At 54.8% G+C, this 12828-nt stretch carries 8 protein-coding genes; all 8 read right to left on the reverse strand.

The window, feature by feature from the left end; all coding sequences use genetic code 11:
* Window positions 1-343: 343 nt before the first annotated feature.
* Window positions 344-1117 (reverse strand): hypothetical protein, encoded by a 774-nt coding sequence (locus tag BM269_RS18755; RefSeq protein WP_139232794.1) that lies wholly within the window; start codon window positions 1115-1117, stop codon window positions 344-346.
* Between the two features lie 184 nt (window positions 1118-1301).
* On the reverse strand, window positions 1302-1778 hold the full coding sequence (locus tag BM269_RS18760; RefSeq protein ID WP_229204702.1) for a DUF7716 domain-containing protein: 477 nt from the start codon (window positions 1776-1778) through the stop codon (window positions 1302-1304).
* A 72-nt stretch (window positions 1779-1850) separates the two neighbouring features.
* A complete protein-coding gene (locus BM269_RS29130) occupies window positions 1851-2510 on the reverse strand; it encodes a hypothetical protein (RefSeq protein WP_139232795.1) in 660 nt (219 codons plus the stop codon).
* A 215-nt stretch (window positions 2511-2725) separates the two neighbouring features.
* Window positions 2726-3289: a hypothetical protein gene (locus BM269_RS29135; RefSeq protein WP_139232796.1), complete on the reverse strand. Its 564-nt coding sequence runs from the start codon at window positions 3287-3289 to the stop codon at window positions 2726-2728.
* 125 nt (window positions 3290-3414) lie between these two features.
* Window positions 3415-4017 carry a hypothetical protein gene (locus BM269_RS29140; RefSeq protein ID WP_139232797.1) on the reverse strand — a complete coding sequence of 201 codons (603 nt, stop codon included), beginning with the start codon at window positions 4015-4017 and terminating at the stop codon, window positions 3415-3417.
* 10 nt (window positions 4018-4027) lie between these two features.
* A complete protein-coding gene (locus BM269_RS18765; RefSeq protein WP_090440292.1) occupies window positions 4028-9106 on the reverse strand; it encodes an RHS repeat-associated core domain-containing protein in 5079 nt (1692 codons plus the stop codon).
* A gap of 6 nt (window positions 9107-9112) precedes the next feature.
* Entirely contained in the window at window positions 9113-10564 is a 1452-nt protein-coding gene (locus tag BM269_RS18770; protein ID WP_170860425.1) for a DUF2169 family type VI secretion system accessory protein, read from the reverse strand.
* Window positions 10565-10566: 2 nt separating this feature from the next.
* A complete protein-coding gene (locus tag BM269_RS18775) occupies window positions 10567-12705 on the reverse strand; it encodes a type VI secretion system Vgr family protein (RefSeq protein WP_090440296.1) in 2139 nt (712 codons plus the stop codon).
* Window positions 12706-12828 lie beyond the last annotated feature (123 nt).

Here is a 12828-nt window from a genome sequence, read left to right on the forward strand (position 1 = left end):
CGTATGCACCCTGCGTTTTTTGCCTTCACTCATTTGCTATCATCCTTTCGCGGACGACAGCTTAAACCACCGTCTCAAATTCGGGGGCCACTATAATATGATCAGATTGCTGACGGAACATTGATCATTCCACTCGCAAGGGAATCCATAACTTAAGTCTGCGACGAGGATCGTAGATAATTTCGCTTCGAAACGTTCCGATCGCTCATCCCTTTCTTTTCATGAATGGTGATATGAGGGGGCGTCAGCATCGTGCATCGTCCAATCACGACTTCTTATTCTCAACGCTTCGACTCATAGAAAACTCCGACTTTCTATGCAATCTCGAAAAAATTAGGCTTGACTATGGAGTGTATATACATAGTTTACCTTCTGGGTAGGAACCCCTCCAGCCGCACGGGAAAATATTACTTGTATAGGCTTCCCACATCGATTTATGAAGATCAGTAACTACTTCAACTAACCTTCCACGAGCGATTTCTACGAGGTCGCCATATATGTCATCATAGAAGTTCATCAGTTCTGTCGGAACCGACGATTCGCAGATCTTCATAATCTCGGATGAAATAATGTCGTCGATCAGGTCCATGCTGATCTTGTTCTCGAAATAGTAAGTGTAAACTTGCTTCGCTGCTTGAGATCGCAAGCCATTCCAAGAAAGAAATGGTTGATCAATACCTTGATGCCAAGCTAACTTTTCCGCCATCTCGAGATCGTTGATTGCAAAGTACGTGTCTCGCTTGCCGGGTGATGATGGCGAACTGAATATTTTTTTGGATCGAATGAATTCAATAAATTCAATGAAGCTCGGATTGTTTGAGTCCGGCTCCGATGGAGCAATTTTTTCCTTGTTTTGACATTCTAAAAGGAAATCAGTAGTTTGTTGCCTGAGATTGGCGGAGATTTCCAAGAAGAGAAGTCGTTTTAATAGTGGGATTGCGCTCTTGTAATCTTTAATTGATTTTAAAAAACCTAAAGCAAGAATCTCAAGAATCTCTGCTTCATGCTCCGATCCAGTGTATTGATCCAGCAGGGCGACAAGTGTATTCCTGACCCCGGTTACACGGTCAAACTTGATTTGGGTCCTAATTCTAAATAACGTGAATTCAATATCCATTGACTGCATCGGGCTCCATATCGAAACATCCCATTCTTATGTTGACTGTCATGTAGAATTTGACTCTCTTTCCAGTTGTGATCGTAGGACTGGTTGATTACGAATTTGATTTAATCTGTATTCTATGAGAGAGCCCACTAAGCCTGTTCCCATATTGTCGAGTTGTCAATGGCTTATTCGACTTTCAATGCAAGTCTAGGAAGTCATCATGCGCGGCGTAATGGTTTAAGCATTTGATGAATTCATCTATCGAAGCAGATGGCTTTTGTTTATAGGCTAAATCGACGACGTCTTGAAAATGTTCACGCATATAACAAACTTCAAGCGCTAAGGATTTCACAAAGTCAGGAAAGAATTCATTGTCGTCTTCGTCAAAATCGGGAACGTCTCCGACGTAGACGACCATTCCAGGATAAAGATCATCTGTACTGTTGGGCGCATATACCATATAGACGTCCTCCCGATCAGCTTTGCATTTAACCAGCTCAATCAGATCGTCGATCTTATAAAACATATTTACAATAAAATTACTCACTAAAACTGGCGATGTTCCATCTTCGCCGGCGGGCCAGGCTGCAACTCCGCCAATCAATGCCGGTCCTCCGACGCGGGGCTCTAAGAGGTTATCCGGTGACGAAGCGAACACTAGCCGTGAACTCATGAAAACCTAGGCGCAATCAATTTAAAATATGGCCAAATTGGCTAGATAAATCGTTTAATTTACGATCATTTTTTAACTTCTCTGCCAAACTATTCCGTTGGACGTAACAGACATCAATTGGCCATCACTATCATAGTTAAACTTGCAATTTGATTGGAAATCGTAAGGCGCACTTACCATGGAAACCGAATCGACAAGGCCGTTTCCGTCAAGGTAGAACAGATCTATCGAATAAGCGTCTCGTTCACCAACAATAATGCATGCCCTGATGCTGTCTTGGAAATCAAAAATCCTCCGCATCCCGATGAGCCTCGGAGGCTTATTGGAGTTGTAAGAATCGTTGTTTGGATATTGGATATTTATCGCGTCTACAGACGTACCGTTCGTCGAAAAAAATGTAGCCATTATAGGTATTTCTATGGGCTTCGAAGGGGAAATTGTAACCACATGTGCGCCGCTAATGAACCCGGAACTATATGTGCCCTTGAGCCTTGCCTCAAATGGAGTGAGATACCGCTTCTTCAAAAGCCTGCCAGGGTCAAATCCCGCTAACTCAGCGGAGTAGGGAGGCTGATCGAAAATTGGCCCAGTAGCGTATTTCCATTCCTTAACTTTTTCAATTGTAGGGTAATGTGAATTTAAGAAGGAAACATCTCCCTTTTTTAAGTTGAAATCGTTTTTCAATTCCTTCATAAATTCTATGAGTTCAACAGACTTTAAAATTTCAATCATAACTTTATCCGTAGCAAGGAATAGTCTTTATTCTAACGAAACCTTGCAAATTGCAGCGGTGTTTTTCAGGCGTTTCGCCTTTAGAATCAGGCTCCGTTCAATTGTTCAGGGCCGACTACGTAGTCGAACAGTGGGCTTGCGGCGAGTTGGACTTCGCTCCAATTTTTACTCATTGTATGTTGGGAGCTAGCCGCTAGTTCGATAGCCGCAGTCCTTCAAGTGGCTTCCCATATAATGGAATTGCCAATGGTAATTTTTCGCATTGCTCCATCAATTCCGTAATGAAGCCGATAATCGGCTTCTTGAAGCCAGCCTTTTGAAAACGCCCGAACCGCATCAATTAGACCTGCATCATTATAAATGTAGCAATAGACGTAAAATGCGCCTCTGTCGCCAACACCAACGCTGGCTTTGGTTTGCGAGTCAATCGGGAATAAATCGCAAATACCCCGTAATTCTGACGGTTTAGGTAATCGTCGATGGTGAACTGAATGTTTAATCCGAATTTCGTCACCAATCACGGAATGCAAAGAGACCTCCCATGGGCTATTTGGTGTCGGAGCTGGTGCAATTGTGATCCGATGATGGTCTTGGATAAACCCGAAGGCATAGTTTCCGTTCAATAATGCTTCATCGAAACTCTCGTATTTTCTCTTTATTATGTTGCCACGGGAATATCCGCCCAATTCGTTTTCAAACGGCAGTGGAGTGAAATATTGTTTCTTTGAATATTTCCATTCTTTGACTTCCTCAACTATCGGCAAACAATCTTCGATCATATCGACATTGGCGCGAATAATGTGAAAATCAGCTCGAAGCTTCTCAATTCTGGATGATATTTTCTTTGATTCCTAGTATGCTCATTCTCTCAGGTATTTCATTTTTAACTTCAGAAGCATTCTACCTACGTCGTTTGAACAAAGAATAGGCCTCCATCTAGTGATTCGCTTCCTTCCCGTAAATATAAATATCCCAATGCATCGGAAATCCCAAATATATCGCTATATTTCTGGGGGAAATCTGAACTTCTTAACTGAAGCGCAAAAGACGTATTCTGTAAGTCTAAAACTTCATTTTGAAGCAAACATGGGGGGGCGCCGATTCGCGACCCGCAGTCGTTGCTTTCAGGTACGAACTGACCCAATTCGAGCAGATAGGGGGGGATGCAAAACGATTGGGTTATGGTGGAGCCAAGTGGATGTTGGAGCACGCGCGTGCTGCCGCGTCGCAGGCATTCAAGTTCATCCTGAGCGCCATGATAAGTGATTTCGTCAAGGAAATAATCTACCTCAGAATAATAAGAAAAAACTGAGGTATAGAGCTCAGGTGCAAGCTTCAATCCAGTTGCGTTCGAAATGAAAATATTAGGTATCGATGCAACTAAAACTAGCGGAGATCCGTTCTCGCTCTCTGGCCAATCTGCGATTCCTCCAATTAAAGCCGCCCCTCCAATACGTGGCTCAAGAGGGTTACTTGAAGGGGTGCTAATAATTAGTCGTTTGCTCATAAAATTTCCCTTATTGTGGGCAATCTGTCGGACAGGCCCGGCATTTATTTTGATTTCTTAAAAACTGTTCAGATTGTTTTCGTAATTTTCGAGCGCGGCTCGCCGGTACCCCAGCTTTGCGCAACCCGCCCTGGGTAATGTCCAGTTCGCGCTTTATGCTAGGGTGGAATTCATTTCTCCCCAGACCTTGTTGAACTCTGATCCGACCCTCGTGATAATGAGCTCCGCCAATACCTCGGGTGTCTTTTTGTGGCCCGCGAGTGTGATGATCAAGGTCAAGAGCGATCGATGGATTGTCGGCATCACGACAATTTTTATTGGCTAAGCCTTTTTGAACCAAATATTCATGCCGTACCAGCTCATGGGCTTGTAAGTTGTCATTAACGTTCGCACCGCCGTTCAGGCTTCCGTATGTGCCGAGCTGCATAAGTTTGGCAAGACCTAACGGATCGATCCAGCCAATACTATTAGGCGCATATTGATATGGATTGAGGCCACCTTCAAGTCGGATCGGATCTTGTGTAATGTATCGTCCAATGTCTGGATCATAAAACCGATTTCGGTTGTAATACAGCCCCGTCTCATTGTCTTCGTATTGTCCTTGGAACCGTAGCGGTTGCTCTACCGTATGTTTCGAACGTTGGAGCATTCGTCCCCAAGCGTGAAAGCGCATCGCCCATGCGACCGCCCCATATTCGTCGCGCAACTCCATTGGAGTGCCAAGGTGATCGCATTGGAAATACAAGATGCGGTCGCGTACGGCATCGACGTCTGCTTGGGCTAGTTGTCGAACGGATTGTTCATGGTACAGCTGTGCGAATTGTGTTTCCCGGTGCGACATCCATGACCTCACATGCGCGTCGTCATCGAATGGTGGCGACGGTGGAGCCCATGCGTCGACATGCAAAATGTGCGTGTCGGCCATGGCATAACGGCATGAACCTTCATTCGACTCGATTCGGGTCAGCGGCACAAAACTGTCAGGCTCGTATAAATAGGTGACCGTCTTATCGGCATGGATTTCCTGAGTCAGCACATCGCCGTCCCACATGAACAATGTCAATTTGCCAGCGTGATCAAGTTCCACGGAAGGAGTGGATTGGCCAGCTTGCCATTGCTGTTCTTCGACGCGTTTGGCGATGCGGCGCCCAAACGCGTCATAACTGTAGCGCGCCACCTGCCGCGAGTTTGTAAACGTGCGGATGGCGGTGGTCAGACGATTTTCAGAGTTATATTTGAACTCGAGGATTCCCTCATCATTAGCTCGTGTAGTCATGCGAGGAAATTTGGCAATGGTGTTACCCTGCACGTCGTATTCATAGGAGTATCCCATGTACTGGCGCAGCAGGTTATGCGTGACTTTTGCAAGTGGTGGAGCAGTCGTGTCAGGGGCGGGTTGTTCGTCTAGGTCGCGCAAGATCTGTCGGGTGCTGATGGGCTCTGCTGCAGCTCCGGTATCGAGCAAGTTGCCCGCCGGGTCAAAGGCGAACGTTTCGGTCAAGTCGGGCTGAACTGCTGACAGTAACTGTCCCAGGGGATCGTAGGCGTAACGGATGCTGCCGCCGAACTTGTCATCGATGTACACCAAGTTGCTGGCTGCATCGTATTCATAGCGGCGTTCGCGCAGGCGCTGGGCTCCTTTGTCGAGAGTGAATGAGTTCAGTCGCGACTGCGGATCGTAGCTACGTCGCTCCGTGAGGCGTTCCTTGTCCCCACCTAGCTCGCGCAGCGTCTCGCGGTGTAAATGATCGCGTTCCAAGTCGACCAGCGATTTGCCTTGCCACAATGTGCCGTGCCAGTGGCCGCTGCCATAACGTAGGGTGTCAACCCTGCGACCGTTGGGCAAGACGGTTTGGATACGGTTGCCTAGTTCGTCATAGGCATGGGTCATCGTGAATGCCGCGACGTATTCTTTGGGTTCGCCAGGCAGACGTACCGGCCCGGGTGCATAGGCCATTCGTTCTTCTATCAGCTGGCCAGCAGCGTCATAGCCGAAGCGATGTTCGGCTTGAGCTGTGGCTGCTGCAGTCAGACGGCCAAGCGCGTCGTAAGCGTAACGTACGGCGCCGTCTGGACTGCTTTTTGCGAGCAAGCGGCCTAGCGCGTCGCGAGCGAAATCGGTGGCGATGCCCGCACTGTTGCTGGCCATGAGATTGCCTGCGGCACTGTATGTAAATGTGGTGACCTTACCGTCGAAACCAGTTTCGCTGACCAGACGACTCTCTGCATCGTAGCTGAACTTGTACGAATCGCCATTTCCGTTGATAAGCTCGACGAGCCTCAGTGCCTGGTCATGCTTGTAGCGCAGGGACTGTTCTTTTGCATCGATTTTCTCGACCAGCGCGCCATGTCCATCGAAGTGATAGCGCGTGCGCTGCTTTTTTGCATCGATATGCGTGACCAGGTTACCGTCCGCGTCGAAGTCGAATCTTTCAGTCGTGCCGTCAGGGTAGACGATGGATGTCATGTGGCCGACCGGATCGTATTGGTAACGCGTGGTGCTACCGATGGCATTGATGTATTCAGTCAACCGTCCATGCGAATCATAGCTGTAGCGAGTAGTGAAGTTCGAGCAGTCGGTGTATGAGGCAAGGCGGCCGGCAGCGTCGTACGATAGGCGCTTGTTGCCGCCGCGTGCGTCCGTCACTACGGCCAGGCGACCTTGCGCGTCATAGGCGTAGGCGGTACGGCGGCCTAAGGCGTCGGTGCGCTCTGTGATTCGGCCAGCGTTGTTATAAGCGGTGCGCGTGGTGTGGCCCAGCGCGTCTGTGATGGCGATTGGCTGGTTGTGGGAGTCGTATTCGATCCTGGTTACGTTCTGCTGCGCATCGGTGAGCGAAATGAGGTTGCCGGTGCTGTCGTAGTTATAGCGGTTGTCGTTGCCGTCCGCATCAATGTCGGCCAACAGCATCCCATCGTGGTCCCATTCGCGTCGGCCAAGCGAGCGGCGGCCGCCGTCCGGGCCGATCCGGTGCACGCCGGTGGCGAGCCATTGTGAATTGAACTGGTATTCCAGCACGCCACCGTCAGGCTCGGTGACCCGGGTGGTGTCGGCGTCGATGTACGTGAGCTGGACTTCATCGCGGCCATCGGCTGTCGTGGTTCGCACGGCACGGGCTTGGTAGCTGTTATCGATGGTGATGGGGCAGCGCTCGGAAAGTTGCGCGTCGTCGAGGGCATTGCCGGCCCAGCGCTCGCGCAGGAAGGCAAGACTGACCCATTCCAGGCCGTGGGCGAAGCCGGAGTAGGTGGTGTACTGCTGCAGCAAGTGGTGCTTGTACGTGTAGCTGCGCGACTGGTCGGCGATATTGCTTTGTTCTACCAGGTTGCAGCGCAGCGGCAGCGCTTCGAAGGAGCCGGCTGGCGCGGTTGCTGCAACCAAGTCGGGCAGGGCGGCTTCGTAGCGGTAGCGCACGTGGCAAAGGCGGGTGCCGTCGGGCAGCACTTGCTCGATGCGGCCGATGCGCGGGGCGGCGGGTTGCGGCCCGGGGCCAAATTCGACCGGCAAGTGGGCATCCCGCAGCGCTTCAATCGTCAGGCCGTCGTCGGTGCGAACGCGCAGCAGGACTTCGCCAGGCTGAGCAGCATGATTGCGTTCGATGGTGATGCCGCTGCCATCGCGTTCAGCGCGGCGGGTGAGGTAATAGCGTTGTGTGCGAACAGGTGTACGCGGCGTCAGCATGGCGTTCACGCCATCGTAGCCATGCGGTAGCCATCCTTCGGGCCCTGCGGTGAAGGTGTCGATGCTGCCGTCGCGCCAGGTCAGGGTGACTTGCTGGTCGCTGTCGCGCTTGAGGATGAATCCTTCGCCGCGATGGTCGTGTTGCTGGCCGATTGCGAGCGATGGAATCCTGACAGCACGTCCGGTGGCATCGTGATAAACAGTCCCTTTTGCGCAGAATGAGATGCTGCTGGTGTACGGCGTGCCCCAGCGTGCGCCCAGCAGGCCCCAGTCTTCGGTCTCCGAGCCGGAGCGATAGGTGCGGGTCCAGGCCAGTGGCGTCGGTCCCTCCAGTACGAAGTCGGTTTGCGGCAGGATTTCTTCGCCGGTGCCAAAGTGCACGGGGTGGTTGCTCTTGACCGGCTTGCCGCCGGGGGCGCCGTCTTTCGGGCAGCAGTCGGACGGCTTATCGGACTTGGGTTCCTTGGTCTGCTTGGTCTTGCCGCCGTCCTTGCCGTCCTTACCGTCGCCATCTGTCGCTTTGGGCTGGGGCTTGGGCTGTGCCGGTGGCGTCGAGCCGGGCTTCGCTTTCTTCGAGGGCATCAATTTCTTCAGGAAGCTGCCAAGCTTGGCGACCTTCTTGAACACCAGGTTTTCTGCCGCGCTGGTTGCCATGCCGGTCGCGGCGGTCACGATGTCCGGCGTTTTGCCAGTGAGGATATAGTCGGCCGCCTGGTCCAGTACCGTGGCCGAAGTGTCGGCTGCGTAGCCTGTCGCAGTTACTGCGCCGGCGGTTACGCCACCTGCCGCAGCGGTTGTTTCCATGGCCGCGGCTACCGGCAGGCCGACGCCGGTGGCGCCTACTGCAAGGCCGCCTACGCCCACGGCGGCGCTGCCCATGGCAATGTCGCCGCCCTTGTCCATCGCGTCCTTGCCGAACTGGTGCAGGCTGTCCGAAACGTTGTCCTTGTACCCCTGCGCCGCGTCGTGCAGGGTTTCACTTGCCGCTTTTCCCACGCTTTGCAGGCGCGTGCGCGCCGCTTGCACTCCACGTTCGTAGATGCGGCCCAAGGTATTGCGGTTGTTCATCCAGACAAAGCGCGATTCCTGGATGGTCTGGGTGCCGTTGGAGCCTTTGGTGGAGCTGTAGTCTTTCGATTCCACCGTTTTGAGGTAGGTGCCGCTCTTTATGCCGCCCAGCGTGCCGCGCTCGTCGCCTTTGACGCTGGGGATCACGCTTTTGTTATGCAGGAAGACGGGGGCGCTTTGCGTCTTTACGGAGCGCGAGACGTCCTTGGCATCCTTGAACTCCCCGGTAATCGTGTATGGGATGGGGACGACAGAGTTGCCAACCGGGGTTTTGCAAATATCCGGTGTGAGGCTGACGCAGTAAAAGCGTTTGGACTTGGTGACGGTTTCGTGAGCCATGGAATCTTAAAGGCTTTGTGGTTCAGTATCTGCGTGCCACGTGTTCAAGCGCTCCAGCGCTTGCGGGGTGTTCGCATGGTGCAGCCGTACTTCCTGGAAGTCGTCTGCGGCGGAGATGGCTAGGCGCCAAGTCAACTCAACCTGGCCGGCGTCGAGGTCGATCACCACGGTGTCGATTGCCATCGGCATGGCGGCGATGGCAGAATCGGCGTCCACTCCCAGCAGGAACAGGGACTGCTTCGGCATGGCGAAAGACAATGTGGTTTTGCCCTGTTCGTCGACACGGGCATAGGGCGCGTTGGCCGGGCACAGGTTCGTGAGCAGGAATTGCTCGCCGCCTTCCATGTACGGGCATTGCTGGTCGGCCGGCGCGCCATTCCAGTAGCGGAAATCGAAGTCCTTGGGAAGGAGTGGGATTTCGTCGTCTTTCCAAGCCGTTTTCATGTCGACCTGGCCCACCAGTTCCCGACGCGGTAGCCAGCCCCGGCCCACATAGCCCATGCCGGCCGGCGCTTGCGGCTTGTCGCCAGCGGCCGCCTGCCAGAAACCACTGGCGGTGAAAGGTTGGTCGGGATATTCGATGCAAGGCGCGGGCAGGGACTCGGCGCGGCTGGCGTCCAGGAACCAGTTGGGGGCGAAGCCGCGGCCAAGCGGATTTTGCTGGCAACTGTCATGTGCCTCCGGCGCGGTTGTCGGATCCGGATAGGTTTGGCGTTGTTCGGCGGTGAGCCGGTGCTTGGCGGGAATCCGGCCGGCGTCGGCGCTGCCGGTTTCGACGCGGCATTCGCCGCCGTATGCGTACTCATAGCGCAGGGGAGTGCGTGCGGCCACATCGGCCGTGCTGATGCGCCAGGGCGCGGCGTCCGCCATGCCCAGCGAGCATGCGCGCAAGGTGGATTTCAGCCAGCGCTCCGGTGCGGCGTTGCGGTGTACCCGGCGTTCACCGGTGATCCGCAAGGTCTTGTCAATCAGGATTGCGCCAGGTGTGGTGGCATTCTGCGCTGCGGCCACACGCTGCAGCCAATCCTGCTCCACGTCGAGCGACAGGCGCATCATTGGATTGAGCGGCTGCGGGCGCTCGGGTAGCGGTGCGGGTAGGCCAGGGCGCTGCACGCGCAGCGATACCTCGAACTCGCTCCCGTCAGCGTTGGCTGGCGCGTGCGCGTCGCCAACCACCACGACGTCGCATAGCGGCTTGAATGGGGCCAGGTCGCTTTCGTAGCGGACGCTCTTGTCGATATCGTCCTCGTGATGGACGTCCGCCACGTGCAAGGGCGCCGGGTCTTCGAGGGCGATCAGTTGCGCGCGCCCATGCTCATCGCAGGGGCCAAGCGTATAGGCGGTCTTGGCGGCGATCACATGGAACGCTGCGCCATTCTGGTCGACCGTATCGAAATGCAGCGCGTCGAATTCGGTGCGATTGTCGAAGCGCAGGCTGGGGATTGCAGGGAATTCCACGCTTAACCTACCGGATTGGTGTCGACGTCGTCGCCGTGCAATTCGACCTTTTTCGAACCGCGGATGATGATCTCCTTGCCCGAAATCTCGATGCGCCCGTCCTTCTTCATGACGAAGGTGCTGGCGCCGACCTCAATGCGGAACTCTTCGCCTGCGGTGTAGGAGATCTTTTGGCCGACCATCACGGTCTTCGACAAGCCCACCTCCTCGGCCTGCATCAGCGCCACGGTGGTGTTCATGGCCGCTCCCACCGTAGTCTGATAGGCGCCGCCGATGGTGACGATCTTCGCCAGCCCCACGGTCTCGATCTTCATGTGGCCGATGGTGACATTGCGCGTGCCGCCAATGTCGATGGTCTCGTTCTTGCCAACATCCTCGGTGCGGTTGTCGCCGATGCTGATCGTTTCGTTATGGTCGACACGCTCCTTGCGGTCGTTATGCACGGTGATGGTTTCGTTGTTGTCAACGGTCTCCGTGCGGTCGTGCTTGATGTGGTTGGTTTCGTCGTGGTCGACAGTTTTGCGGCGGTCGTTGCCAACCCACTTGTCCTCATCGTGCTCAACTTCGGTGAGCTGGTCCTTTTCGGCGTGCAGCCAGAGCTGCTCGGCGCCTTTCTTGTCCTCGAAGCGGATCGCGTTGGCATTCTCGTAGCCGCCGCCTGGCGTGGAGCGCGACAGGATGCCGCTCTGCGTCTTGTTGTCCGGCAGGGACCAGGGCGGCATGGTTTGCGCATTGGGGACCATGCCTGTGATCAGGGGACGGTCCGGGTTCCCATCCAGGAACTGGACGATGACCTCGGTGCCGATGCGCGGGATCGACGTCATGCCGAAATTCGGGCCGGACCATGCTGTCGCCACACGCACCCAGGCGGAACTCTTTTCGTCATATTGGCCCACGCGGTCCCAATGGAACTGCACGCGTACCCGGCCATATTCGTCGGTATGGATTTCATCGCCGGCCGGGCCAACCACCGTGGCGGTTTGCAGGCCATAGAGCTTGGGCGCCTGGCTGTTGAAGCCACGCCCGGGACGCCACGGGACATTCCTGCCGATGCAGGTCAGGGCGTTGCTGTAATGGGCCGGGGCCAGGGTGCCGGTCTGGTAGTTGTTGCTGGCGCTGTGCCGCACTTCGAGGATCAGGAACTCGCTGTCCTGGCTATCGAAATGTCCGGTGAGGCTGAACCATCGGCCCGGTTGCGCGGTGCGGTCGTTGCCGCCGCCTTCGAAATGCTTGGCGCTGGCCTCGATTTCTTCGGTGCGCCTGCGGGCTTGTGCGTCCCCGTCGTCGCCGTCCATGAAACCATATGCGCCGGTGTAGTCGTATGTTTCGATCTGGTGCACCTTGCCCTGGTCGTTGATGACGGGCAGGGTGGTCGTCTGCGGGCGCGGGTTCTTGAAATCGAAACTGGCCAGTGCGACTTTGCCGGGGACGATGCGGCGCACCGGCGACCAGTCGCCGATCGCGTCGTCTTCCTTCGCGCCGGCTTCGCGCTGGAAGGGGATCTCGGGTGACTCGCCGTCGATGGCATCGGCGCGGGTCGTATCGTCGGCCAACACCAGGGTGTGGCCGTCCGCGCGGTGCTCGTACCAGTAATGCCAGCCGCGTTCTTCCCAGCGGCGGTGCAGGTAGTTGTAATCGCTTTCCGTCGCCTGGCAGGCATCGGTCATTCCGGCGTCTTCGCCATGGATGCGCGCTTGCCAGTCCGCGACCGGATAGTCGTTGAAGATGTCGGTGGTCTGCTGCTGCACCGTCTTGCTGTGGAAAAGGTAATAGTCCCTGCGCAGCCGAAGATACGCCATCCATGGCGCCAGTTGCATGCGGTAGTAGGCATGGCCGCCGTCGGTCTTCACGAATTGGAACTCGAATACGTAGCCGTTGAAGTAGCGCAGGCTGCCGTCTTCACGCACCAGCGATATCGTCACCATGCGTCCTTGGACGTCCGTCAGCGGGATGCTGGCGTCGTTGGACAGCACTTCGACAGTGAAGCGGAAGTCTCGTGACAAGCCTTCCGTGGCATCCAGGCTGTTGACCAGCATGAGTGCTTGCGGGCCGTCCTCATGGGGGAAGGAAAGGCGCAACAGGCGGTTGGTTTGGGCTGTGCCGAGCAGGGCCTCGGGAACGGCGGCATTGAGGTAAGTCATGCTAGTTATCTTTTTGCTATGTTGGCACGCAATTTAGCATAAGACCCCGGTGCTACGGTTCAGTTGGAATTCAACGGTGTGCAGCCTTTAGTGACAATGGGAAATGCCGATGAGATACTTGCA

Origin of the sequence: Duganella sp. CF458, assembly GCF_900113115.1 — a bacterium.
Classification (GTDB): Bacteria; Pseudomonadota; Gammaproteobacteria; order Burkholderiales; family Burkholderiaceae_D; genus Rugamonas.

Bases quoted from the DNA above. Each gene is read 5' to 3' on its own strand.
- BM269_RS29135 (WP_139232796.1), bottom strand. From the start codon at position 3,289: ATGATCGAAGATTGTTTGCCGATAGTTGAGGAAGTCAAAGAATGGAAA.
- BM269_RS18755 (WP_139232794.1), bottom strand. From the start codon at position 1,117: ATGGATATTGAATTCACGTTATTTAGAATTAGGACCCAAATCAAGTTT.
- BM269_RS18765 (WP_090440292.1), bottom strand. From the start codon at position 9,106: ATGGCTCACGAAACCGTCACCAAGTCCAAACGCTTTTACTGCGTCAGC.
- BM269_RS29140 (WP_139232797.1), bottom strand. From the start codon at position 4,017: ATGAGCAAACGACTAATTATTAGCACCCCTTCAAGTAACCCTCTTGAG.
- BM269_RS18760 (WP_229204702.1), bottom strand. From the start codon at position 1,778: ATGAGTTCACGGCTAGTGTTCGCTTCGTCACCGGATAACCTCTTAGAG.
- BM269_RS18775 (WP_090440296.1), bottom strand. From the start codon at position 12,705: ATGACTTACCTCAATGCCGCCGTTCCCGAGGCCCTGCTCGGCACAGCC.
- BM269_RS29130 (WP_139232795.1), bottom strand. From the start codon at position 2,510: ATGATTGAAATTTTAAAGTCTGTTGAACTCATAGAATTTATGAAGGAA.